Source organism: Rhodococcus sp. 15-725-2-2b, from assembly GCF_002259075.1.
Classification (GTDB): Bacteria; Actinomycetota; Actinomycetes; order Mycobacteriales; family Mycobacteriaceae; genus Rhodococcoides.
Genome location: NZ_NPFL01000015.1, coordinates 49,930 through 74,192, shown reverse-complemented (window position 1 = coordinate 74,192; position 24,263 = coordinate 49,930). Strand labels below are relative to the sequence as shown.

Annotated in this window: 24 protein-coding genes; 9 read left to right on the top strand and 15 right to left on the bottom strand. The window is 63.8% G+C overall.

Going from position 1 to position 24,263, the window contains the following annotated elements:
* Nucleotides 1-30: 30 nt before the first annotated feature.
* The 3 genes from CH306_RS16515 to CH306_RS16505 are packed head-to-tail and all read right to left on the bottom strand — an operon-like array spanning nucleotide 31 to nucleotide 2,782.
* A complete protein-coding gene (locus CH306_RS16515) occupies nucleotides 31-915 on the bottom strand; it encodes an ABC transporter permease (protein ID WP_256979219.1) in 885 nt (294 codons plus the stop codon).
* Nucleotides 915-1,958: an ABC transporter permease gene (locus tag CH306_RS16510; protein ID WP_094647155.1), complete on the bottom strand. Its 1,044-nt coding sequence runs from the start codon at nucleotides 1,956-1,958 to the stop codon at nucleotides 915-917. The genes CH306_RS16515 and CH306_RS16510 overlap by 1 nt, the downstream gene beginning before the upstream one ends.
* Nucleotides 1,955-2,782: an ABC transporter ATP-binding protein gene (locus CH306_RS16505; protein WP_094647154.1), complete on the bottom strand. Its 828-nt coding sequence runs from the start codon at nucleotides 2,780-2,782 to the stop codon at nucleotides 1,955-1,957. Before CH306_RS16505 ends, CH306_RS16510 begins: the two co-directional genes overlap by 4 nt.
* Before the next feature lie 420 nt (nucleotides 2,783-3,202).
* Here CH306_RS16505 and CH306_RS16500 point away from each other — a divergent pair, with 420 nt between their 5' ends.
* The 4 genes from CH306_RS16500 to ribA all read left to right on the top strand — a co-directional run bounded on the left by CH306_RS16500 (nucleotide 3,203) and on the right by ribA (nucleotide 6,881).
* A complete protein-coding gene (locus tag CH306_RS16500; RefSeq protein ID WP_094614960.1) occupies nucleotides 3,203-4,495 on the top strand; it encodes an NtaA/DmoA family FMN-dependent monooxygenase in 1,293 nt (430 codons plus the stop codon).
* 159 nt (nucleotides 4,496-4,654) lie between these two features.
* Entirely contained in the window at nucleotides 4,655-5,161 is a 507-nt protein-coding gene (locus CH306_RS16495; protein WP_094647153.1) for an NADPH-dependent FMN reductase, read from the top strand.
* The gene (locus CH306_RS16490; protein WP_094647152.1) at nucleotides 5,158-5,655 is read left to right on the top strand and encodes a flavin reductase family protein; all 498 of its coding nucleotides are present in this window, start codon (nucleotides 5,158-5,160) and stop codon (nucleotides 5,653-5,655) included. The genes CH306_RS16495 and CH306_RS16490 overlap by 4 nt, the downstream gene beginning before the upstream one ends.
* The gene (gene ribA, locus CH306_RS16485; protein WP_094647151.1) at nucleotides 5,655-6,881 is read left to right on the top strand and encodes a GTP cyclohydrolase II; all 1,227 of its coding nucleotides are present in this window, start codon (nucleotides 5,655-5,657) and stop codon (nucleotides 6,879-6,881) included. The genes CH306_RS16490 and ribA overlap by 1 nt, the downstream gene beginning before the upstream one ends.
* Before the next feature lie 21 nt (nucleotides 6,882-6,902).
* On the opposite strand, the gene CH306_RS16480 is transcribed toward ribA, so the two are convergent.
* From CH306_RS16480 to CH306_RS16465, 4 genes are read right to left on the bottom strand one after another with little or no spacing between them, the layout of a single operon-like run.
* Nucleotides 6,903-8,012, bottom strand: a complete 1,110-nt coding sequence (locus CH306_RS16480; protein ID WP_094647150.1) for an LLM class flavin-dependent oxidoreductase — start codon at nucleotides 8,010-8,012, stop codon at nucleotides 6,903-6,905.
* A 43-nt stretch (nucleotides 8,013-8,055) separates the two neighbouring features.
* Nucleotides 8,056-9,102 (bottom strand): ABC transporter substrate-binding protein, encoded by a 1,047-nt coding sequence (locus CH306_RS16475; protein ID WP_094647149.1) that lies wholly within the window; start codon nucleotides 9,100-9,102, stop codon nucleotides 8,056-8,058.
* 55 nt (nucleotides 9,103-9,157) lie between these two features.
* Entirely contained in the window at nucleotides 9,158-9,877 is a 720-nt protein-coding gene (locus CH306_RS16470) for an ABC transporter ATP-binding protein (protein WP_094647148.1), read from the bottom strand.
* Between the two features lie 3 nt (nucleotides 9,878-9,880).
* Nucleotides 9,881-10,735: an ABC transporter permease gene (locus CH306_RS16465; RefSeq protein ID WP_094647361.1), complete on the bottom strand. Its 855-nt coding sequence runs from the start codon at nucleotides 10,733-10,735 to the stop codon at nucleotides 9,881-9,883.
* 122 nt (nucleotides 10,736-10,857) lie between these two features.
* On the opposite strand from CH306_RS16465, the gene CH306_RS16460 reads away from it, so the two are divergent.
* Together CH306_RS16460 and CH306_RS16455 are read left to right on the top strand one after the other, a co-directional pair.
* Nucleotides 10,858-11,388, top strand: a complete 531-nt coding sequence (locus CH306_RS16460; RefSeq protein ID WP_094630786.1) for a GNAT family N-acetyltransferase — start codon at nucleotides 10,858-10,860, stop codon at nucleotides 11,386-11,388.
* Nucleotides 11,389-11,503: 115 nt separating this feature from the next.
* Nucleotides 11,504-12,571 carry a ParB/Srx family N-terminal domain-containing protein gene (locus tag CH306_RS16455; RefSeq protein ID WP_094647147.1) on the top strand — a complete coding sequence of 356 codons (1,068 nt, stop codon included), beginning with the start codon at nucleotides 11,504-11,506 and terminating at the stop codon, nucleotides 12,569-12,571.
* A 43-nt stretch (nucleotides 12,572-12,614) separates the two neighbouring features.
* Here the strand turns inward: CH306_RS16455 and CH306_RS16450 are convergent, their stop codons facing one another.
* Genes CH306_RS16450 through CH306_RS16435 form a run of 4 tightly spaced genes read right to left on the bottom strand, consistent with a single transcriptional unit; the run spans nucleotide 12,615 to nucleotide 15,347 of the window.
* Entirely contained in the window at nucleotides 12,615-13,271 is a 657-nt protein-coding gene (locus tag CH306_RS16450; RefSeq protein ID WP_094647359.1) for a nitroreductase family protein, read from the bottom strand.
* A 7-nt stretch (nucleotides 13,272-13,278) separates the two neighbouring features.
* Nucleotides 13,279-14,265, bottom strand: coding sequence for an alpha/beta fold hydrolase (locus CH306_RS16445; protein ID WP_094647146.1), 987 nt, complete (start codon nucleotides 14,263-14,265; stop codon nucleotides 13,279-13,281).
* Between the two features lie 12 nt (nucleotides 14,266-14,277).
* Nucleotides 14,278-14,697, bottom strand: coding sequence for an EVE domain-containing protein (locus CH306_RS16440; protein ID WP_235387034.1), 420 nt, complete (start codon nucleotides 14,695-14,697; stop codon nucleotides 14,278-14,280).
* Nucleotides 14,698-14,714: 17 nt separating this feature from the next.
* Complete coding sequence (locus CH306_RS16435) at nucleotides 14,715-15,347, bottom strand: isochorismatase family protein (RefSeq protein ID WP_094647358.1); 633 nt, start codon at nucleotides 15,345-15,347, stop codon at nucleotides 14,715-14,717.
* A gap of 124 nt (nucleotides 15,348-15,471) precedes the next feature.
* Between CH306_RS16435 and CH306_RS16430 the strand changes: the two genes are divergently transcribed.
* The gene (locus CH306_RS16430; RefSeq protein ID WP_094647145.1) at nucleotides 15,472-16,452 is read left to right on the top strand and encodes a GlxA family transcriptional regulator; all 981 of its coding nucleotides are present in this window, start codon (nucleotides 15,472-15,474) and stop codon (nucleotides 16,450-16,452) included.
* Nucleotides 16,449-17,285, top strand: coding sequence for an adenylate/guanylate cyclase domain-containing protein (locus CH306_RS16425; protein ID WP_179272872.1), 837 nt, complete (start codon nucleotides 16,449-16,451; stop codon nucleotides 17,283-17,285). The genes CH306_RS16430 and CH306_RS16425 overlap by 4 nt, the downstream gene beginning before the upstream one ends.
* Here CH306_RS16425 and CH306_RS16420 read toward each other — a convergent pair.
* From CH306_RS16420 to CH306_RS16410, 3 genes are read right to left on the bottom strand one after another with little or no spacing between them, the layout of a single operon-like run.
* Nucleotides 17,282-17,596, bottom strand: a complete 315-nt coding sequence (locus CH306_RS16420; RefSeq protein WP_094647144.1) for an AtuA-related protein — start codon at nucleotides 17,594-17,596, stop codon at nucleotides 17,282-17,284. The genes CH306_RS16425 and CH306_RS16420 overlap by 4 nt on opposite strands.
* Nucleotides 17,593-18,945, bottom strand: a complete 1,353-nt coding sequence (locus CH306_RS16415) for an acyclic terpene utilization AtuA family protein (protein ID WP_094647354.1) — start codon at nucleotides 18,943-18,945, stop codon at nucleotides 17,593-17,595. The genes CH306_RS16420 and CH306_RS16415 overlap by 4 nt, the downstream gene beginning before the upstream one ends.
* The gene (locus CH306_RS16410) at nucleotides 18,942-20,375 is read right to left on the bottom strand and encodes a CitMHS family transporter (RefSeq protein ID WP_094647143.1); all 1,434 of its coding nucleotides are present in this window, start codon (nucleotides 20,373-20,375) and stop codon (nucleotides 18,942-18,944) included. The genes CH306_RS16415 and CH306_RS16410 overlap by 4 nt, the downstream gene beginning before the upstream one ends.
* 82 nt (nucleotides 20,376-20,457) lie before the next feature.
* Here CH306_RS16410 and CH306_RS16405 point away from each other — a divergent pair, with 82 nt between their 5' ends.
* Nucleotides 20,458-21,351 carry a LysR family transcriptional regulator gene (locus tag CH306_RS16405; RefSeq protein ID WP_094647352.1) on the top strand — a complete coding sequence of 298 codons (894 nt, stop codon included), beginning with the start codon at nucleotides 20,458-20,460 and terminating at the stop codon, nucleotides 21,349-21,351.
* A gap of 185 nt (nucleotides 21,352-21,536) precedes the next feature.
* On the opposite strand, the gene CH306_RS16400 is transcribed toward CH306_RS16405, so the two are convergent.
* Nucleotides 21,537-23,774: an NADP-dependent isocitrate dehydrogenase gene (locus tag CH306_RS16400; protein ID WP_032394973.1), complete on the bottom strand. Its 2,238-nt coding sequence runs from the start codon at nucleotides 23,772-23,774 to the stop codon at nucleotides 21,537-21,539.
* Between the last annotated feature and the right edge of the window lie 489 nt (nucleotides 23,775-24,263).

Here is a 24,263-nt window from a genome sequence, read left to right as displayed (position 1 = left end):
CGCACTGTCCGTTGCGGCAGACGGCCGCTGTCAATGGGAGCGGCGGGTGCCCTTGGTCAGCCTGCGACCGACGATAGCCACCGAGGCGACTGTCAGGCACAGCGCGAACGCGGGAGCGCCTGCCGACCAAAGCTTTCCGATGGCGGCGTCGCCTGCACCGCGGGTGATCATCGAACCCCACTCGGGGGTGGGCGGCGGCAGACCGACACCGAGAAAGCCGAGCGCGGCGGTGAGGATGATCGTCATGCCGAACACGACCGACGCGTTCTGCAGTGCCGGAACCGACGAGTTCGGCAGCACGTGTCGGAACACCAGTTGCGTCTCGGACAGTCCTGCCTGACGGGCCGCGTCGAGATACGCGTCGCCGCGCACCCGCAGTACTTCGGTACGGACGAGCCTGGCCTGAATCGGCGCGAGAATGATCGAGAGCGTGAAAATCATGGTGATCGAGGACGTTCCGAAGAACGACACGACAACCAGCGCGACAATCACTGTGGGTACGGCTTCGAGCAGATCGAGGAAACGCGCCGCGCCTCGGGCCAGGAAACCGCCGAGTCCGCGTCCGGCCTCGTTCATTCCGATGGTGAGTCCGATCAGAATTCCCGCCACGGTTGCGGCAACCGTGACGGCGAGGGCGATCGTCACATCGATGCGGGCACCGGCGATGGTGCGGGAGAACACGTCGAGTCCGTTGGAGTCGGTGCCGAGAAGAAACTCGGAATCCGGTGACAGAGAGGGTGCGCCGACGACCTTGGTCGGATCGAACGGGACGATCCACGGCCCGATCAGGGTGATCAGCAGAATCACGGCCAGCGGAACGAAGAGCACGACGGTGCCGACCGAGACCGACCTTCGAGTCGGCGGCCTCGCACTGCGAGTATCGGACTCGACTTTCTTCGGTACCAGAGCAACCATCAGGAACCACCTCCTGCTCGGCCCGGCTTGCGACGAGGGTCGAGCAACATGTTGACGAGATCGACACACAGGAACACGATCAGCGAGATCGCCGCGACGACGAGCAGGAATCCCTGCAGCGCAATCAGATCCGTCGCCGCGACAGCTTCGACGGCGTATCGGCCCATTCCGCCGAGGCCGAACAGGGTCTCGAGGATGACCGCACCGCCGAGAAGAGAACCGAAGACCATGCCGAACAACGCGACGGTCGGCGGCAACGCTCGCCGGTACGCACTTGCATAGATGTACTTGCGGGCCGAACCGGTGGCGATCTTGAACATCGTCGGTTGCGCGGTGAGGCTCGAATCGAGCGCTGTCAAAAGCTGTTTGAGCAGAATCGGGGTGACCGAGAGCACCAGCACAGCAATCGGGAGCAGCAGGTGCGAGATCATCGAGGACACCACAACGGTGTCTCCACGAAGAATCGCGTCGAGCAGCGGGAACGAGGTGAGCGGCTCGGGTTCGGTCAATCCGGCCCGCACTCGGCCGGTAGGGGCGGGAACCACCTGCAGCGTGGCGTAGAACAGGAAGATTCCGACCACTCCGACGACGAATTCCGGAACGGCTCCGGCTGCTTGGGCGTAGCCGCGAACAGCTCGCGCAGCAATGGATCTGGGTCTGGAAACGACTACTGCCGACAGCAGCAAAGTGATCGCCAGGAGAAAGAAGAACGCAATTCCTGCGAGTTCGAGTGTGCCCGGTAGCCGGTCTGCGATATCGGTTGTCACCGGCCTACCGGTCATGATCGCGTTGCCGAGGTCGAAGTGCAGTAGGTCGCTCAGATACGACATCAACTGAGACCACAAACTGCCGTCGAGACCGAGCTCGGCATTCGTCGCCAGATAATCGGCTTCGGTGGCTTCGGGACCGACCACTTCACGGGCCGGGTCACCCGGGATAGCGCGTACCAGGAAGAACGCGGCGACCGCGAAGACCAACAGATGCAGCGGTAGGACGGCCACTCGGCCGAGCCACCACCGTTGACGTCCGAGAAATGTCTTCATCGCGCTGCCGCCACGGCGAGCTGCTCGACTGCTTCGTCACCGCGGTACGCGTCGAGCAACTCCGCCGTGTACGGGTCCTGTGGTCGCTCGACGACATCGTCGGTGCTGCCCTGCTCGACGATGACTCCGTTCCGCATGACCACGAGGTCGCGGGCGATGAACGCCGTAGCGGGAAGTCCGTGCGAGACGAAGACCAGCCCGCACTCCGATTCGATGCAGTACCGACGAAGCATGTTCAGGATCGCGCCTTGCACCGAGACGTCCAACGCGGACACCACCTCGTCGCACAGCAATATCCGGGGCCGAACGACCAACGCCCGGGCTATCGAAAAACGCTGTCGCTGACCTCCTGAGACCTCCGAGGGATATCGGTCGGCCATCGAGGGGTGGATTTCGAGGGACTCCAATGTCTCGTCCACTCGTGCGTCTGCGGCCTTGTTGTCCAAACCGAGAAGCCGGACGGCAGGTAGTCGTACCGCATCACGCAGTGTTCGGCGTGGATCGAAGGACGATATCGTGTCCTGCGCGACATACTGCACCTTCGACCGGAATTCACGCCTGCCGGCCTTCGAGGACAGGACCCCGTTCAGTTCGGCTCCGTTGTATCGCACCGAACCCGTCGTGGGCGAGAGCAATCCACACATCATCCGAACCAATGTCGATTTACCGGAGCCGGACTCGCCGACGATTCCGATGGCCGAACTCGACGTCACTTTCATGCTGATGTCGTCCACAGCCGGTGATCCCGAGCCGCGACGATCGAAGCTCTTGCACACATGTTCGGCGTCGATCTCGGCATACGCTGCGCGCAGGTTGCCACTCATCACGATCCTCCAAGCCGATTGTCTTCAGCAGAGCTATTGCTCGATGGGCACAGCATTCTCGGCACGCGTTACTGAAGACGACCTCCGGCGTAACTGAAGTATTACGCCGATCGAATCCGCTGGTCAGAGCCCCCGGAACTTTATTAACGCCGCAGTGACGTAGGTCTCGACCAGCCTTCGTGCCGACATCGAGCGGCGTTATCGGAACCGACAAACCGCCCGAGCAGGTGATGTTTGCGGCGTAATAACTCATTTACGCCCGCGCCACGTTCGGTAATGCGATTGCAGCAGGCTTCCTTCATCGGCAACCGTCACGTTGCCCACCATCACGAGAGGGATTGGCATGAACAACCACGCTCCCGCCGACAGCGTCGTGTCGACGCAGTCGGCCACCGGTCGAATCGACGCAGGCGTCGCCGCATGATGCATCTCGGCTGGTTCTTCACGACGGGCTTCGGGGTCTACGGCTGGAACCAGCCGTGGTCGGGCAACGTGGCGTCCGACGTCGGTCGACCCGATCTCTTCGTCGATGCCGCGCGAAGCCTCGAGCGTGCAGGCTTCGACTACATCATGCTCGAGGATTCGTCGGTACTGTCCAACGTCTACCGTGGGACGTTCGAGAGCTCCGTACGCCGCGGCACCACGGTGCGTTTCGACCCGATGCCCCTCGTCCCGCTGATGGCGGACGCCACCGAGCGCATCGGCATCATCGCCACCGTCGCCACGACGTTCTATCCGCCGTTCCTGGCCGCCCGACTGATGTCGACTCTCGACCATCTGACAGAGGGCCGGGTCGGGATCAATCTCGTCACCGCGAGCGCCGACGGAGCCGCACAGAACTACGGATTGGCCAAGCAGATCGAACACGATCTCCGCTACGAGATGGCCGACGAATGGGTGGACGTCGTCACGCAACTGTGGGATTCGTGGGACGAGGACGCCCTGGTTCTGGACTCGGAATCCGGAGTGTTCGCCGATCACGAAAAGATCCACACGGTCGATTTCGAGGGCAAGTACTACGCCTCGCGAGGTCCGTTGAACGTGCCGCGCGGCCCCCAGGGGCGTCCGGTCATCTGCCAAGCCGGAGGTTCTCCCGCCGGCCGCGCATTCGGTGCAAAACACGCCGACACCATCATCGCCAATGTCCGCGGACTGGATGCCATGAAGGAATACCGCGAGGACATCAGCCGCAGGCTCGTCGAGTACGGCCGCAAGCCCGACGATGTCAAAGTGCTGTTCCTGGTCAGCCCCATCATGGCCGATACCGACGAGGAAGCTCTGGTCAAACGCGATCGGATGCGTGAAGTGCAGCGAAACAACATCGACGGCATCCTGTCGGCGATGTCGTACTTCAGCAGCACCGATTTCTCACAGTTCGACATCGACGCGCCGGTTCCCGATCTGACCCAGTACAACGGGCACCAGAGCACGCTCGCGGACATGGCGAAAACCGGCAAGACCCTGCGCGAGATCGTGGCGAACTATCCGACCACGGAATCGATGGAGCTCGTCGGAACGGTCGAGACAGTGGCCGAGAAGATGGAGGAGGCAATGGAATTCATCGGCGGAGACGGCTTCCTCATCGCATCTCCTGTCACACGCAAAGCCATCGCCGAAATCTCCGACGGTCTCGCTCCGGCGCTGCGTCGTCGCGGAGCGATTCGCGACGGTTATTCGCGAACCACGTTCCGAGAGAACCTCGCTGCCTTCTGATGCAGGTGGCGTTGTGCCCCATGGATTTCGGCGTTTCCCCAGCTCGACGGTCTGCATCGCCGAGCACGACACGGCGCAATCGACATGCAACCGGGAAGTCTCGAGGGTGCTACGCACGTGCTGTTTGCTGGTGTCATCGCCCCAACGAAAGGTTCACGTATGAAAATCACCGTAGTGGCGGGCAATCCGAAACCCGAGTCACGAACACTCGACGCCGCCCGCGTTCTCGCCACCGCATTGACGGGTGAGCCGGGCGGAACCGTCGACGTGATCACCCTCGGGCCCGGGCTCCTCGGATGGGGTGACGCCGCAGTTCGGGCTGCAGTGGACACCGTGTCGTCCTCCGATCTCGTCGTCTTCGCAAGTCCGACCTTCAAGGCGACGTACACCGGAGTGCTGAAGTTGTTCCTCGACCAGTTCGCAGGCGACACCGGACTGAAGAATGTCGTTGCCGTTCCGCTCATGTTGGGTGCCGGTCCCGCCCACGCCATGGCACCCGATCTGTTTCTCAAACACGTTCTCGTCGAACTCGGCGCGGTCGCACCGGCCCCCGGCCTCTACCTCATCGATTCGACCTACACCACCGATTCCCGAATCACCGACTACGTAACTCGCTGGGGCGACACCATTCTCGCCGCTGCCCGAACCCGAACGGATGCATCATGACCCTGAGCACCACAAGCTTCGACCAGTCCGTGCTACGAAACGCGTTCGGACAGTTCCCCAGCGGCGTCGTCGCCGTCTGCGCCGAGATCGACGGAGTACAGGTAGGGATGGCGGCGAGCAGCTTCGTCGCGGTGTCGATCGATCCACCTCTCGTTGCATTCTGCGTTCAGGACACCTCGACCACGTGGCCCAAGTTCGCGGCAGCACCGCGAATCGGGATCAGCGTTCTCGGCGAACTCCACGACGTCGCGGCTCGCACTCTCGCGGCGAAGACAGGTAACCGCTTCGAGGGGCTGACGACCATGACGACGGAGGACGGTGCCCTGTTCATCGACGGTGCGAGCATGTGGTTGGACGCCTCGGTGACCGAGCAGGTCACAGCCGGTGACCACGACATCGTTCTGATGCGCATCAACGAACTGGAAATCAAGGACGGCGTCGCACCGATGGTGTTCCACGGCAGTAAGTTTCGCCGACTGGCGGTAGACCTCTGATGAGTACCGTCGAACATGCCCTCGATGCCCTCCGAGCCGGAAAGCCGGTGTTCGTCACCGATTCGGCCGATCGGGAGAACGAGGGCGACGTGATCTTGGCCGCGGACCGCGTCAGTCCCGCGTGGACGGCCTGGACCGTCCGCAACACCTCGGGGTTGCTGTGCGCTCCGATGAGCGACGCACGGGCAGATGCCCTGGAGCTACCCCCGATGGTGTCGAACAATCAGGACCCGAAGAAGACGGCCTACACCGTGACCGTCGACGCGGCCGCAGGGATCACCACCGGAATCAGCGCAGCGGATCGAGCCAGGACCCTGCAGGTCTTGGCCGATCCCGGTTCCGTTGCCACCGACATCATCCGTCCCGGCCACGTCCTACCGCTCCGGGCACGCCCCGGTGGCGTCCTCGAGCGGCCGGGTCATACCGAAGCAGCCGTCGACCTGTGTGCGCTCGCCGGACTTCCCGCGGTAGGTGTGATTGCCGAACTCGTCGCCGACGACGGTTCGATGATGCAGTTCCACGAGATCGAACGCCTCGGCTCTCGCATGCATCTGCCGGTACTGACCATCGAGGAACTCATCGCTTATCGCCGGCTCGTCGATCCCGCGCCGGTAGCCCTCCCCGCTCGTGTGGAACGAATCGTGGAGACCGTTCTCACGACACCGCACGGCGAGTTCCGGATGTTCGGCTACCTCGACCTCGAAACCGGCGCCGAGCACGTGGCGCTCGTCTCGGGAGATGTCCGCAACGACGCCATGGTTCGCGTTCACTCGGAGTGTCTGACCGGCGAATCGTTCCTGTCGCAGCGCTGCGAATGCGGCCCACAACTCACCACCGCTCTCGAGCGGATCGCCACCGAAGGAGGCGTACTCGTCTACCTCCGCGGTCACGAAGGTCGCGGAATCGGGTTGCTGAAGAAGCTTGCCGCATACCGACTTCAGGACGAGGGATTCGACACCGTGCATGCCAACCTCGAACTCGACGAGCCTGCCGATGGACGCGAATACGGCGGCGCGGCAGCCATTCTGCACGACCTCGGGCTGACGACCGTTCGATTGCTGACGAACAACCCGGACAAGATTCGCGGCCTCGAAGCACACGGTGTCGATGTCAGTACCCGCTTACCGATCGTCGTGGGCGCGGCGCAGGCGAACATTCACTACCTCGAAACCAAGCGCGCTCACATGGGCCACCTGCTCCCCCGCAGTGTTGCCCAGGGCTGGTAGCCCACCCACTCGAACCGAGAACTACACCCGGCGGGCCGGAACGGTGATTCCTCGCGCGTCGAGGATGGGACGCACTCCCTCGGCGAAGTGGTACGCCTCCTCCAGATGTGGGTAGCCCGCGAGGATGAACTCGTCGAACCCGGCATCGTGGTACTCCCCGATCAGGTTCGCCACCTCCTCGTGCGAACCGACCAGAGCCGTCCCGGCTCCGCCGCGAACGAGTCCGACACCCGCCCACAAGTTCGGGTAGATCTCGAGCGAATCCTTGCTGCCGCCGTGCAAGGCGGCCATCCGGCGCTGACCCTCGGACTGCGAGGACGAGTGCAGTGCGTGAGCCTGCGACACCTGATCCTCGGGAAGCTCGTCGAGAAGCTTCTGCGCGACAGCCCAGGCCTCCTCGGACGTGTCACGGCTGATGGTGTGCAGGCGAATGCCGTAAGTGAGCTTGCGGCCCTCGGCATCCGCGAGCGCCTGCACCTTCTCGATCTTGGCGCGAGCGTCGGCCGGCGGCTCGCCCCACGTCAGGTACGTCTGCACTCGCTTGGCCGCAACCTCGAGAGCCGGCTCGGACGAACCACCGAACCAGAACTCCGGCAACGGATCCGGTGCCTCGGACACCCGTGCATCGGCCACCTCGAAGAACTCGCCCTTGTGGTCGACCGACGGCTCGGTCCAGATGCGTTGGACGAGTTCGAGAAACTCGTCGGTGCGGGCGTAGCGACGATCGTGGTCTATCCAGTCCCCGAACCGACGCTGCTCGACGTCGTCGCCGCCGGTAACGATGTTGAACAACACCCGTCCCTCCGAGAAGCGCTGCAACGTCGCCGCCTGCTGCGCCGCCAACGTCGGCGGTGTGAGGCCGGGACGGAAGGCGACGAGGAACTTCAGCCGTCGGGTGCTCTGCAGTAGAGCAGCCGTGGTCAGCCACGCGTCCTCGCACCAGGTTCCCGTCGGAGTCAGCACGCCCTCGAAGTCGAGTCGGTCCGCAGCCTGCGCCACCTCGGTGAGGTAGCGCAGCGACGGGCGACGAAACCCGGCGGGTTCGCGGAGGTTACCGGATGCGTGGGAGGCGCCGACGATGGAACGGCCGTCGCCCGCGGTGGGAAGGAACCAGAAGATGCGTGCGGTCACGAGTGAACTCCTACGACGTGGTGGGTGATCAGTTGGTGGCTCGTCAGTTGCTGGAGAGGGTGGCGTCGGCGACGGCGTCGGCGTACCGCGTGTCGACGAAGTCCGCGAACGTGTTGCCGCCGGGAATGCTTCCGCTCTCGACGAAGGCATCGAAGAGTGCCTGCTCGGACTCGATCACCGTGTCGTCGAGCGCAATTGCGGGTCGCTGGCTTCGTCCCTGGGCCAATTCACCGGCGGCAGGGTCGATGCCGACGGCCGTGGAGTACGCCGCCGCCCACTCGGCCGGGTTGGCGTTCGCCCAGGCGGACGCCTTGGCCAGACGAACCACGAAGTCCTGCAGGGCAGTGTTCTCCGCGGGATCGTCGAGCGCCTGCTGCGAGGCGATGCCGAAGCCGTAGCCGTTGGCGACGCCCTCTGCGGTGGTGAGCGTTATCGAGCCGTTCTGGACCTGCGCGATCGCGGTGAACGGATCCCAGATCGCCCAGGCGTCGACCTCACCCGAGGTGAACGCCGTCAGCGCATCGGCTGGCTGAAGAAAGACCAGCTGAACGTCATCGGTGGTCAACCCTGCCTTCTGCAACTGCAGCAGGACATGGCCGTGCGCGGAACTTCCCTTGCCGACGGCGATCTTCTTGCCGCGCAGGTCGGCGAACGTGGCGAGAGTCGAATCGGGCGGCACGAGAATCTGATCCCCGCTCGCGTCGTTGCTGTAGGCGGAGACGACCTTGATGCGCGCGTTGGCTGCGACTCCGAACACTGGGGGTGTGTTGCCGGTGACCGCGAAGTCGATCTGACCGGCCGTTGCGGCCTCCACCTGCGGCGGGCCGGAGGTGAAGGTGGAGAACGCGACATCGTACGGCGCAGAGTCCAACTCACCGGACGCACGAAGCAGGGCTTCGGTGCCACCCTTCTGGTCGCCGACGTCGAGGGTGACGGTGGCGAGCTGATCGTTCGAGACGAGTTCGGGCGCTTCGGTGGAAGTGGTGTCGCTACCGCGGGAGACGCAGCCGGTGAGTCCGACAACCGTCAGGGACAGGGCAGCGAGTATCCCGACGGCGCGCAGCGATCGGGAACGAGCGTGTGACGACATGCGTGAACGATCCTTCGTATCAGTGAAATCGATGAGTTCGGTGAAATCGATCGGTTCAGTGGACGCCGAGCGCCCCGAGCAGATGAGTGCAGATGCGAGAGAATCCGGCTGTTCCTCGGTCGCGTGGACGAGGCAGGTCGATGGTGACGGTCTCGGCCACGCCACCCCCGTCGAGCACCAACACCCGGTCTCCCAACGCAATTGCCTCGTCGACGTCGTGCGTGACCAGGAGGATGCCGAATCGGTGCCGACCCCACAGGTCGAGCAGCAGCGACTGCATGGACAGCCGGGTGAGCGCGTCGAGAGCGCCGAACGGTTCGTCGAGCAGGAGCAGTTCGGGCTCCCCCACCAACGCCCGCGCAAGTGCAGCGCGCTGAGCTTGCCCACCGGACAGTGTGAGTGGCCATGCGTCTCGCTTGTCGGCGAGACCGACCTCGTCGAGGGTGGCATCCGCGGCGATCAGCGCCTCGTTACCCGTCACGCCCGCGGTGTTCAGACCGTAGGACACGTTCTGGCGGACCGACCGCCACGGAAACAGTCGTGGTTCCTGGAACGCCACCGCCGGATGTCCGGCGACACGCCGCTCCCCCGTGTGGTCGGTCGACAGTCCTGCCAGGACACGGAGAATGGTCGACTTGCCGGAGCCGGATCGTCCGACCAGCGAGACGATTTCGCCGCGTTCGATGGACAGGTCGACGCCCTTCAACACGTGGCTGGATCCGTAGAACTTGTCGATGCCGTGCAGGGTGGCGACGGAGGTCGTCGTCGTAGTCATGAATCAAGCATCCAATCGATAACGGAGGGCGCGCTTTTCGAGTACTCGCACGATGCCGTCGGTAGCGATTCCCATCAGGGCGTAGACGACGAGTCCGAAGATGATGGTGTCCACCCGCAGGAAGTCCCGTGCATTGTTGATGATGTAGCCCAGCCCGGATTCGGCATTGATCTGCTCGGCCACGATCAGCGACAACCAGGCGATGGCCAACGACTGACGAAGTCCCACCAGCAGTTGCGGGGCGATGCTCGGCGCAATGATCGTGGTGAACCGCTGACGCCACGAGAAACCGAGTACGACGGCCGTGTCGAGGAAATTGCGATCGATCTGGCGGATCGCCGAGAATGTGTTCAGGTACAACGGAAATGCGACTCCCAGAGCAACGAGCAGGATCTTGGGAGTCTCCCCGATTCCGAACCACAGGATGAACAGCGGGATGAGACCGAGGTGCGGTAGCGCGCGCAGCATCTGCAGCGGCGGGTCGACGGTTGCCTCGGCAAGTTTGGACAGTCCGACGAGCGCTCCGAGCGCCACCCCGATCACCCCACCCAGCACGAGTCCCTGGACTACGCGAGTTCCGGAAATGGCCAGAGCGTCGGCCAATTCACCGTTGCGCAGCAACTCCAGACCTGCATCGAAGATCAGTGACGGTGCAGGCAGCACTCGTTCGGAGAGAACTCCGGCAGCGCTGGCGATCTGCCACAGAACAAGGAGGACGACCGGCGACAAAGCCCGCACGACGGTCCAGCGGTACCGCTGCCACGCAGACCCTTTCGGCGAGACGGGTGTGGAGCCGATGTCGGAGGCATCGCTGTCGCTCACGTCCACGGGTCCCGCGGGAGCGGCATACGACGTCATGACCATGGGTACAGGCCTTCCGGTTGAGTGCGGGCAGGTTCGACTCACCACCATCCATCACACGTCGGGTCCTGGACCAGGGTTCGAATCAGCGTGAATACAAGTCGGGCAGAATCGGACATATGACCGTCGAGCCCATCCACACCGAGCGCCTGACCCTTCGTCTGTACGAACCCGCCGATGCGGACAGGATCCTCACTTACTACAGCGACCCGGAAGTCTGCCGCTATCTGCTCCACGAAGCGTGGACACACACCGATGCGGTTGCTGCGGTGGGCAAACGGATGAAGCGAATCGGACTGCACACCCAAGCACTCGCGATGGTCGCTGAGCACGAGGGAATGGTTGTGGGAAATGTCGAGGCGTGGTTGGTCGACGGTTCCCCGGCTCTCGTCGAACTCGGCTGGACGTTCTCCCCCGACGTTGCGGGCCGCGGGTACGCCACCGAGGCGGTCACCGCCTTGATCGAGCACGTGTTCTCGTTACCCCAGATCCACCGCGTCAGCGCACAGCTGGACGGCCGGAACGACGCCTCTGCCCGACTGGCCGCGCGGGTCGGGATGCGACGGGAAGCTCACTTCCGGCAGAACTGGTGGTGCAAGGGCGAATGGACCGACACGCTCGTGTACGCGATGTTGCGCGAGGATCGCTGACCGGCGCGCTGCGTTCACCTCTCGAACACCTCCGGTTCGGCTCTGCGACATCGACCGGTGACCCACGGGCTGCACTCTCGGAGAACTTCACTCGAACTCAGAGGAGTTTCACCGAATGGTCACGCGTCGTAGAGCAGCCCTGCTGGGCACGCTCGCATTGATCTCTGTCGTATCCGCGTCGATGACCAGCGTTGCCACGGCCGCGCCGGCACGGGCAGCGTCGCCGCTGTGTCAGGTCGCTGACCTGCTTCCCTCCGGATCGTCGGCAGGCCTCGGCTACCGATGCGCCGAAGCGGGTGAGCTTCTCGACCTGCCGATCGGCGAAGTGCGTGCGACACAACCCTCGCTCGGATACGACGAGGTGTACTACAAGCTCGGGCGATACACACTCGGCAAAGACGAGATCAACAAGAAGTTCGACGACTGGTGCGAGGCCAACGGCCAGGAAGAGGCCGCGTCCGCATTGCCCGATGCACGACTGGACAATCCGTCGTCGTTCACCTGCACCGTCCCCGTCGGTCAGGAAACGCCCGACACCATCGCGCCCATGAAGACTGTCGTCATCGGTCCGGGCGGCGTGCCGTACCTGACCGACGGTCACCACACGCTGACCTCCTTCTACGAAACGGCCGACGGTGGACCGAATCTGCACCTTCGCCTGCGGGTGGCCGCGAACCTCAGTGACCTGAGCACATCCGATTTCTGGGCGCGGATGAAGGCCGAGAAGTGGGTGTGGAACTACGACGTCGACGGCAACGAGGTTCCGGTGGAACAACTCCCGTCGGGAGTCGGCCTCGCCAAGTTCCAGAACGACAGATACCGCAGCCTGACGTACTTCGCCCGCGACATCGGCTTCACCCCCGGAACCATCCCCTTCCAGGAATTCTATTGGGGTGCATGGGTTCGCGACTCGGGTGCCGTCGACATCAGCGGCTGGGACAGCAACAACCTGACGAGCTACCTCAGCACCGTCGAGTCGGTGTCGCGTGCACAGGTCGCGGCTCCCAAAGACGCGGTGATCGACAGTGGCCGCACCGCAGCGGAACTCGGCGCTCTGAACGCGTGGAACGACGGTAAGGCAGCCGGCAAGGGTGAATTCGGAAAGCTCTCGGCCCCGTACTCGGACGACAAACCAGGCAAGCTGGCCTACGCCCTGCAGTACAAGATGGGGCTGCCCAGGTAGTTGCCTTTCGACGCTACCGGGATTGGGACGGGCTGCCCGTGGATCACCAGCGGTCGACGTGCAGCACCGTTTCGATCGGATCCCGCGGAGCGACCTTGAACGTCTCACCCGTGTAGTACGCCGTGGGAATCAGCGCACCCTGATGGAAGTCCTCGGGGATGCCGAGCAGCTCGGAGATCTCTTTTTCCTTGGCGAGATGGATTGTCGTCCAGGCCGTTCCGAGACCACGCGCCCGCGCAGCCAGGGCATAGTTCCATACCGCGGGCAGGAGTGAACCCCACAGACCGGCTTGATTTCCGGCCGGGAGGGTCTTGCCGGCCTGGATGCACGGAATGAGCAGCACCGGAACCTCGCCCATGTGCTCGCCGAGCCAACTCGCACTGTCTCCGACGCGCTTCTGCACCGAGGCGCGTTCCGGGTCGTCTGCGAACAGCGCCGACGCGGAATGCTTGGACGCCTGATACGCGGTGAACAGTTCGCCGTAGATCGCACCGATGCGAGCCCGAAGATCAGGATCGGTGACGACAATCCACTGCCAACCCTGCTTGTTCGAGCCGGACGGTGCCTGCAGAGCGATCTCGAGACATTCCTTGATCAGCTCCATCGGCACCGGCCGCGTCAGGTCCAGGCGCTTGCGAACGGTGCGCGTCGTGGTCAGCAACTCGTCGGGAGTCAGGTCGATGATCGGGAAAGAAGTCACCTCTCGATCATGCACCATTCGGCTCCTGCAGGGCCCGGTTGCTCAATGCATCGTTCGCAGCGTCCCAGCGCGCCGCCATGGACCTGCCCCCGTGCCCGTCCCCCTCATCGACGACGAGTGTCGACCCGGGCCAACGTCGATGCAGACGCCACGGCGTGACAGCGGGTCCCGAGATGTCCTTTCGGCCGTGGATCAGGACACCCGGGACATCACGCAAACCGTCGGCGCGATCGAGCAGAGGCGGATCGCAGAACCCGTCGTGCGACCAGTAGTGCGCGGCCAGTCGCACGAAAGCCAGACGAAACCGGTCATCCTCCCACCTGGGATCGCATCTCATACCGCCGGTGCCGATCGATATGTGGACGTCCTCCCACAATGCCCACTCTCGGGATGCATTGTCGCGCAACGAAAGATCGGGCGAATTCATCAGTCGGTCGTAAGCGTCGACGATTCGGCCTCGGCCCCGTCGATAACCGACGCCCGACTGCTCGGCGAAGGTTGCGAACCGATCCCAGGCTTCGGGGAAGATCGCGCCGACGCCCTCGGTGATCCAGTCGACCTCCGCACGGCCGGTCGTGGTGACTGCGCACAACACGACGCCGAGGACACGCGTCGGATGTTCGAGGGCGTAGGCAAGAGCGAGGGTCGATCCCCATGACGCGCCGTTGACGATCCACGCCTCGACACCGAGGTGCTCACGCAGGGCTTCGATATCGGCGATCAGGTGCGCAGTGGTGTTGGTGTCCAACGACGTCGAAAGATCGGACGCGTGCGGGGTGGACCGGCCACACCCACGCTGCTCGAATCCGACTGCGCGAACACGGGTCAGGTCGAAGTGGCGACGAAACTGACTGGCATTCAGGGTCCCGCCTGGTCCACCGTGCAGGTAGACCGCCGGCACGCCATCGGACGGACCCCATTGCTCCCAGTAGATGCGTTGACCGTCCCCGACATCCAACATCCCGTGCTGCGTCGGCTCGTGTTCCAGTGCCATACCGCCATCACATCATTCGAGAGGCAGCATCGGTCGGATCGACGCCCACGCGGACGCGTCGAGCCAGGACGGATTCGATTGCTGCGGCGATCGAAACACCTCGAGATTCGACAATGATGCGACGGACCGAATATCCGACGCGAGGATCGGCTCGTCGAACAAGGCGATGTTCGTCGAGATCTTCCACTGCGGGCCGGGGACCGGGGTGCCGGTCAACCGACCTGCACCCCAGATTCCGCGTCTCGGATGACTACTGACCCAGAACAGCACCGGATGACCAGGTGCCATCAGACGCGTTCGGTAGTTGTCAGCGACGCACCAGTGCTCGTGCGCACGTCCAGCTTGGACCATCGGTGCGAGATCGGTCTTGTGCGGATTGCACTTGATCACCCATGCACCGAGAGTCCGATCGGTAATCGCCCGCGCAGTCACGTGGAAAGTGTAGAAGCTCAGGCCACCGCGTCGTTGCCCTGAGCCGCGGAGACCACCAGATTGTTCGCGGTGAGCTCGTTTCCGTTCTTTACGGCGTCGATCCACTGATCCGTCGTCGCTACCGCCGCGAAGTTCGACTGCAAGAGCACCATCAAAGCCTTGTGCAGTTGTTCGGCCGACACAGTGCCCGCCTCGTTCGACAGATTGATCGCGCCGGTGGCGTCGGACAGGATCTCGACGGTCAGGTCCAGCGCCTCGGCGTCGGCGCTGGACGCGAGGTCGCAGTTGTTGGTCATGTAGCCGACGATGGTGACGGTATCGATGTCGTTGCCCTGCAGCCACTTCGCGATGCCGGTTCCGGCGAACACGCTGCTGTACTTCTTCTCGACCCGCTCGAAGGACGGCTGCACGAGCGCCTGAATATCGGGGTGCAGCTCGTACGTCGGGGTGCCCTTGACGAATGCGGGCGCGCCCTCGGGCATTTCGTGCTGGACGATCGCGACGGGAAGATCCTGCGCCGTAGCCGCTTCGATCGCGCGAACGATGTTGGCCAACGACTCGTCGCGGGGCGGGTACTGAATCTGCAACACACCCTCGAAGTACTCCTGCTGAACGTCGATGACGATCAAGGCTCTACGCGGTGCGGTCATGGTGTTCTCCTTCGACTGGCGATCTCGGTCGCCTCTCATCCTGCGGTGGCGGCCTTGCGAGCACGAGTGGCACGGATGCATACTTTCGATGGATTTGCGCCAACGTTCGAGATCGGAGTCAGCCATGCGCATCGCGCTCTACGCGTTCGATGGCATCACGATGTTCCACCTCGCTGCGCCGCTGATGGTGTTCGGCGAGGTGACCCGACTCGGGCTCGCCCCGGACTGGGAGACGCGGGTGTGGTCCGACGAAGCCGGGTCGATCCGCACCGAGGAGGGGTTTCCGGTCGGCGGGATCGCTGGGCCCGATACCGTCGACTGGGCCGACATCGTCATCGTGACGTCCTGGCCGGAGTCGTTGCCGCACATAGATACTGACTTCTCGAACGCACTTCGCGGAGCGCATACGCGAGGCGCAGAGATCGCGGGTCTGTGTCTCGGTTCGTTTGCCGTCGCAGACACTGGATTGCTCGCCGGCCGCCCCGCCGTCACACACTGGACGAAAATGCCCGAGCTGCGGGAGCGGAACGCGCACGCCGGCGTCGACGAGTCCGTGCTCTACATCGACCACGGTGACGTGATGACCTCTGCGGGCACTGCGTCGTCGATCGATTCCTGCCTCCACATCGTCCGCAAGCACCTCGGTTCGGCTGCGGCGACGCGGGTGGCGCGCAGCCTGGTGGTCGCACCCCATCGCGACGGCGGACAAGCGCAGTACATCGAACGTCCGGTCGTCGAAGCAGCCGGAGACACCACGATCGCCGACGTACAGAGCTGGGCACTCGAACGACTGGACGAGCCGTTGCCCATCGAGCGACTGGCCGAACGCGCGCGCATGAGCCGACGCAGCTTCATCCGCCAGTTTCAGCTCGCGACAGGGTCCACCCCCGCTCGCTGGGTGCTGGACAAACGACTCGAGGAAGCTCGGAGCCTGCTCGAAACCACCGATCGCAGTATCGAGAACATCGCGACGCTGTGCGGATTCGGTAGCCCCGTCACATTGCGTCAGAACTTCCGCTCGGCATTCGCGGTGACCCCGACGGCGTATCGACGGCACTTCGCGGTCGGTTGCGCACCCACGGATGCGGCCGACAGGCAAGGATGAGCGACGTGATCCTGTGGATAGTTGCCGGAGTCGAACTCGCCGCCATCATCGCTCTCGGCGTGGTCTTGATCGTCTCGCGTCGAAAGCTCGGCAGCACACGCCGTGCCCTGGACCGTGCGCTTGCCGAATCGCAACAACGGCGTAAGCGACGAGGCCTGGTCCCCTTCGCGATCAGAACCGCCTTTCACACGACGGACTTACTCATCAACAAGGGTTTCGGCGCAACGGTCCGCAACTCCGTCGAAGACCTCGCCGGCTGGGCCAAGGTGGAACGACCCGACTTGGCACGCATGACGGCCGACGGCGACATCGTGGTGATGTTCTCCGACATCGAGGGGTCCACCGCACGCAACGAGGAACTCGGCGACCGCGGCTGGGTGAAGCTGCTCGAGAAGCACAACAAGCTGATCCGCAAACACGTCGACGACCACGGAGGTCACGTGGTCAAGAGCCAAGGCGACGGCTACATGATCGCCTTCTCCGACCCTGCCCAAGCGGTGCGCTGCGGGGTGAAAGTCCAAGAGGCGTTGCTGAAGAACCCCGATCGCTGGGACCGCATCCGCGTACGCATGGGCGTACACGTGGGCAGTTCCGTGCGCCGCGGCGACGACCTCTTCGGACTCAACGTCGCTATGGCCGCACGCGTCGCCGGACAGGCCGACGGCGGTGAAATTCTGGTCAGCGAACCGGTGCGCAATGCCATCGGAACCGCGCATGATCTGACTCTCGGGACGCCCCGAGACGTCGAACTCAAAGGAATGAGCGGAAGTTTCCAGTTGTATCCGGTGGCGCTACCGGTGCTGCCCGACGCCGAGGTCGAGCAACTCGGCTAGATCTGCTCGCCCACAGTCATACTCAGCAGGTGATAGCTCAGACACTTGCCGTGTCCGTCGAGCACCGGGCTACCCGTCACTCCCCCACCGAGCACGCCGGGTAGCTCGAACACCAACCCGGAGACCAGAGGCATTGCAGTGCGGCGCACGTCTCCGGTGACCAGCGGTGCGAAATGCGTAGCGACGGCATCTACAGTCAGTTCGCGGGCCAGTAGCTCGTAGTGTTGGTCTGTCCGCGGGAAGACAGCGAGGATCAGGGTGTCGCCCTTGTCCCCGGTTCGCACGTCGGCGAGATCGTCGACAGTCGTCATACCGTCACCTCCGTGGTGTGTACAGCGGTCGTTACCTGTGCACGTGGAATGAGACACGATCTGATGGCAAGAACCTCGGCGCTGCTGCTCCGTGCGCCACCTCCCCCGGCCGGGCCGTTGGTGTACAGACTTTCGACTTCCCACCCCACCAACGAGGCTGTCTCCGCGTTGGGCACCTTTGCCGTGACGCGCAATCGCACTTCTGGGACATCGGTTGGGGCAGCAAGTCCGCGGAATGCCGCACCCGCCCCGATGTACTCGATCCCCACATTCTCGGCCGGAATGCCGTGCACCTCCCACAGTCGTTGCTGCACAATCTCTCCGGCGAGCTCCGTACGCTGCAGTGCGCGTGGCCCGGCGTAGCTGAGTTGCCCCTCACCGAGCCAACCGCCGCGGAATCCGAGGGTCACTTTCAGCTCCTCGGGCCGCATGCTGCCCGTCGCCCCCGACACCGCCACCCGATCGGGTCCGACGGTCTCGAAGGAGACTCCGGTGAAATCGGCGGTCACGTCCGGCGTCAGATACCTGGCGGGATTGCCCACCTCGTAGAGCAGCTGCTCGGCGCACGTTCGCCGCGTCAGTTCCCCACCGGTGCCGTCGACTTTGCCGAATTCGGCTGTGCCATCGGCACGTACGTCCCCGAACGGGAAGCCCAGATGTGCCAGACCCTGCACCGGTTTGGTGACCGGGTCGGCGAAGTAACCACCGGTCAGTTGACCCGCGCATTCGAGAAGATGTCCGACGGCCGTCCCCGCACCGAGTGTCTCCCAATCCTGCCCGGCCCAACCGAATTCGTGCATCAAGGGTGCGAGATACAGCGCCGGATCGGCGAGACGGCCGGTGACGATCACATCCGCACCGACGTCGAGTGCGGGCAGTACCGCATCGGCCCCGATATAGGCGTTGGCCGATACCAGCTCCTCGGAATGCTCCGACAGCGGCCGGCCGGTCTCCCACACCACCGGATCGATGCGACGCACCGCGTCGAGCACGTCGTCGCCGGTGACGGCAGCGACGCGCACCGAACGCGAGCACACCTGCTCCGCCACCTGCGCGACGACCGCGGCTGCCGCAACAGGATTCGCGGCTCCGGAGTTGGTGACGACGGTGATGCCCTGCTCCGTCGTCGCCCCGAGAACTGCACGCATCCGCGCTGCCAACAAAGGGTCGTAGCCCGCTTTGGGATCGAGCAATTTTCGGGCTTGCCCGGTTGCAACCGTCCGCTCACCGAGGCACTCGAAGATGAGATAGTCGAGCTCACCGCGCTCAGCCAAGACCTGTGCCGGGTCGATGCGGTCGCCGGCGAAGCCTGCTCCGGCCCCGAGCCGGATCGTTCCGTCGCGACTCATGACGACCACAGGGGGATCGCGCCGGTGGCCATGGCAACGCCGAGCATGCCGAGACTGATCAGCCACGCCCACCCCAGCGTGTGCCGAATGTGCCTGCCGATGTCGACTTTCGCGAGACCCACCAGAAGGTAGAACGCGCCGGTCATCGGGCTGATCGGAAATCCGACCGTTTCCTCACCGATGATCGAGGCTTGCGCCAGATCGATTGCGCTGACGCCGAACTGGTCACCCACCTCGATGAGGACCGGCAGCACGCCGAAGTAGTAGGCGTCCGGTCCGAAGATCAGGCTCATCGGGACGGCGAACACGCCGACGATGAGCGGCAAGGCGGGGGCCATAGCGTCCGGAATGGCATTCGCTGCGCTGACCGCCATCGACTCGATCATGCCGCTGCCGTCGAGCACACCGAGTAGTACCCCTGCAGCCAACAACGTGCCGACCATCAGCATCGCGCCGACAGCGTGGGCCTCGATGCGGGCGGACTGTGCTTTCATTCCGCGGTAGTTGACGAGGAGCGCCACGATAGTGGCGATGATGAAGCAGGTTTCCGGAGGGGCGACGGCGGCGATCAACGCAGCCAACGTCGCGACTACCAGGAAGGCGTTGACCCAGAACAACTTCGGCCGCAGCAGCGCTCGGTCACTCGACGCGGTTGCCGGAACGTCCGAATCGTCCGCGCCGGTCGACGGGCTGCCGGGGTCCTCGTTCGCGTCACCGACCGCGGATCCGGTATCCCCGGATCCCACGGATACGCGTTCGGCGACTCGCGCCGTCGACTCCTCCACGACGGCCGACGCATCGCCCGCGGCAACCTTGGCCAGACGGGTCCGCTCACGCCGACCCAGGTAGTAGGCAGCACCCAGTGCCAACACGACCCCGGCGATCTGAGTAGGAATCAGCGGGACCCACAGTTCGTTGGCGTCGACACCCACAGTTGCTGCAGCGCGAGCAGTCGGACCACCCCAGGGGACCATGTTCATCACTCCGGCACCGAGACCGACGCAGGTGGCCAGAACGAGTCTGCTCATACCGAGACGTTCGTAGATCGGCAGCATGGCGGGGACTGCGATCAGGAACGTGGTTGCGCCGGCACCGTCGAGGTGAGCCACCACGGCGAGGGCAGTGGTCGCGACTGCGACGGTCGGCGGGGCGCTACCTGCCCAGCGCACGATGCGGGCGATGATGGGATCGAACAGACCTGCGTCGCGCATGATCCCGAAGAAGACAATCGCGAACAGGAACATGGCCGCGACGCCCACCACGCCACCCAGCCCGTCCTTGACGAACCCTGCCACCTCGGACGGTGAGTTGCCGGCCAGGAACGCAGCAGCGAGTGGGACACCCGCGAGCGCAACGATGGCCGCGACGCGTTGGGTGAACAACAGCAGCAGGATGACGGCAATCGTCCCGAAGCCGAGCAGCGACAGCATGTGATCTCCTTCATCGAATACGTCGAGTGTTGTGCAGATCACTTACGCAGTCCAACATCAGTTGGGTATAGATTCATTCGCTGTGAGCATCAATCTCGGCATCGCACACCTACGGGCCATCGTGGCGCTGGCCGATCTCGCGAGCTTCACCTCGGCGGCCGCGTCCCTCGGGGTTTCACAACCAAACCTCAGTCGCACGGTCGCCGAGGCGGAGCGCCGCCTGGGCGTGCGACTGTTCGTACGCACCACCCGCAGCGTCGACCTCACCGGTGATGGACACGACGTGACGGCCTATGCCCGTCGGGTCTTGCTCGAGTTCGATGACGGCCTGGAGCAGATCGGGCGCTTCGTCTCGGGCGACCGCGGAACCGTCACCATCGCGTGCCTACCGTCGATCGCGGCGACGTTCCTCCCGCCGTACATCGTCGGATTCCGCGACAGCCATCCCGATGTCTCAGTGCACATCAGGGACGGCCTGCGCGACGACGTAGTGGTCTCCGTACGTGACGGTTCCGTGGATTTCGCGGTGGTTGCTGCCTCGGGGCGAGCGAACGATTTGATGCGTACGACAGTCAGCACCGACGCATTCGTGTGCGCACTACCGTCGAATCACGCTCTGGCGCAGCGCAAGAGCCTGAGATGGACCGACCTCGCCGACGAGCCGTTCATAGCCTTCGGCCCGGAATCGAGCATCGCGTCGCACGTGCGACTGGCACTGGAAAACGCCGGAGTCGACGTCGGACCGTCGGTTCAGGCACACAACGTGGCCGCGGTGGCGGGCCTGACCGCGGCGGGACTCGGCATCACCGTCATCCCGGAATTGGTGGTGCCGATGATGTCGTTCGCGAGCCTCGTCTACCTGCCCATCGAGCCGACGATCCATCGCACGATCTCCGTTGTCCAACTGCCAGGGCGTCGCCACAGTGCGAGCTGTACGGCGTTTCTCGACATCTTGGTGCCGCCCCGTAACGCATGAATGGTCCATTCAGTACGTCTGAGCGCGTGAAAGTCACATTGATCCGAACGGGGTGGGCGGGGCCGGCTCCGAACGGGGTGGGTGGTGGACCGAATTCTGGTGCACCCCAATACGAATGAATGGCCCATTCACAACGTCTGAGCGCGTGAATGGACCATTCATTCGATGGGGGTGAGCCAGAGAAACTACAGCTTGAACGACTCCAGAGCCTCGTTGAAGGTCTTGGACGGACGCATCACTGCAGCAGTGGCTTCGGGGTCCGGGTAGTAGTAGCCGCCGATGTCGACTGCCTTGCCCTGGACCTCGTTGAGCTCGGAGACGATCTTGTCTTCGTTCTCCGACAGCGTCTTCGCCAGTGCGGCGAAGTGCTTCGCCAGTTCGGTGTCCTCGGTCTGTGCGGCCAACTCCTCGGCCCAGTAGAGAGCGAGGTAGAACTGGCTGCCGCGGTTGTCGAGTTCACCGGTCGAGCGCGACGGGCCCTTGCTGTTCTCGAGCAGCTTGCCGGTGGCGGCGTCGAGTGCCTTGGCGAGGATGGTCGCCTTGACGTCGCCGGTCTTGGTGCCGAGGTCTTCGAGGCTCACTGCCAGAGCCAGGAACTCGCCGAGCGAGTCCCAACGCAGGTGGTTCTCCTCGATCAGCTGCTTGACGTGCTTGGGAGCCGAGCCACCCGCACCCGTCTCGTACAGTCCGCCGCCGGCCATCAGAGGAACGATGGAGAGCATCTTGGCACTGGTGCCGAGCTCGAGGATCGGGAACAGGTCGGTGAGGTAGTCGCGCAGAATGTTGCCGGTCGCGGAGATGGTGTCGAGTCCGCGGACCAGACGCTCCATCGTGTACCGGATCGCGCGAACCTGCGACATGATCTGGATGTCGAGGCCCTCGGTGTCGTGATCCTTCAGGTACGTGCGCACCTTGCCGATGAGCTCGTTCTCGTGCGGGCGGTACGGGTCGAGCCAGAAGACGACCGGCATTCCGGACTCACGGGCGCGCGTCACGGCGAGCTTGACCCAGTCCTGGATCGGCGCGTCCTTGACGATGCACAGACGCCAGATGTCGCCCTCTTCGACGGTCTGCGTGAGCAGTACCTCGCCGGTGGCGATATCGGTGATGTTGGCGACGCCTGCCTTCGGTACCTCGAAGGTCTTGTCGTGCGAGCCGTACTCTTCGGCCTTCTGCGCCATCAGGCCGACGTTGGGGACGGTGCCCATCGTCGTCGGATCGAACTGTCCGTTGGTCTTGCAGAAGTTCACCATCTCCTGGTAGATCCGGGAGAACGTCGACTCGGGGTTGACGGCCTTGGTGTCCTTGGGACGACCGTCGGCTCCCCACATCTTGCCGCCGGCGCGAATCATCGCGGGCATCGAGGCATCGACGATCACGTCGCTGGGCGAGTGGAAGTTCGAGATACCGCGCGCGGAGTCGACCATCGCCAGCTCCGGGCGGGTCTCGTGACACTTGTGCAGGTCTTCGATGATTTCGTCACGCTTGGACGCCGGGAGTGTCTCGATCTTGGCGTACAGGTCCGACAGGCCGTTGTTGACGTTGACGCCCAGCTCTTCGAAGATCTCGTTGTGCTTGGCGAACGCGTCCTTGTAGAACACGCGAACGGCGTGGCCGAACACGATGGGGTGCGATACCCGCATCATCGTGGCCTTCACGTGGAGGGACAGCATGACGCCGGTCTCGTAGGCGTCCTGCATCTGCTCCTCGTAGAAGTCGAGGAGCGCCTTCTTGCTCATGAACATCGAGTCGATCACGTCACCGTCGGTGAGCGAGACCTTCTCCTTGAGCACGATCGGCTCGCCGTCCGCGGGCAGCAGTTCCATCTTGATCTCACGGTCTCCGTCGACGACCGTCGACTTCTCTCCGTGGTAGAAATCGCCCTCGCGCATGTGCGCGACGTGGGTGCGTGACGCCATCGACCATTCGGTCATGGAGTGCGGGTGCTTGCGGGCGAATTCCTTGACCGCCTTGGGTGCACGGCGGTCCGAGTTACCCTCACGCAGAACAGGATTGACCGCGCTGCCGAGGCACTTGGTGTACCGGTCGCGGATCTCGCGCTCTTCGTCGGTCTTCGGGTTGCCGGGGAAGTCGGGGATCGCGTAGCCCTTGTCCTGCAGTTCCTTGACGGCAGCGAGCAACTGCGGCACCGATGCGCTGATGTTCGGCAGCTTGATGATGTTGGTCTCGGGCAGCTGAGTCAGCTTGCCCAGCTCGGCGAGGTTGTCGGTCACTCGCTGGTCTTCGTTCAGGTAATCGGGGAACTCGGCGAGGATGCGGTTGGCAACGGAGATGTCACTCGACTCGACGTTGATCTCGGCCGCGCTGGCGAAAGAACGTATGACCGGCAGAAACGCGTGAGTCGCCAACATCGGCGCCTCGTCGGTCAGGGTATAGATGATGGTCGGCTTCTTCGCTGTCATGTTTCGCCTTTGCCTCAGTTTCAACGTCGTCTTTTGGATGCGTCCACCGTCGACTTTAATCTTTGAACCGGCCGCTGTGCCGGGCAGTGGGGTATCACTCCATCTGCGCCTCGAAGTTACCGGCCGGTAACGAATCTGCTGGTCCGCGCTGTGCTCCCCGGATGCCCGTTCCGGATCGACCGTGGCGCACCCGTACAAAAAGATGGCCGATTTGTACAAGCGGGACACCGCACGGCACGGGCAACATGGACCGCACACCCCGACGACCGTCTCCGCTCCCCCGGCGCAGGCGAATTCACGAGAGAGAACCCTGCCGGGCACACAACCGATATTCGATTTGCTCATTGCCTCGTAATTCCACAATTCGGGAACTCCATTTCCCGTGACTCCGCCGCATATCTGCCGAAACCACTCGCAGAGTGCGGCTTTTCCATGCCTTTTTCGCGATGAAAACATTGGGCCAGAATCCCTCAAACTTGTTCTAGTACA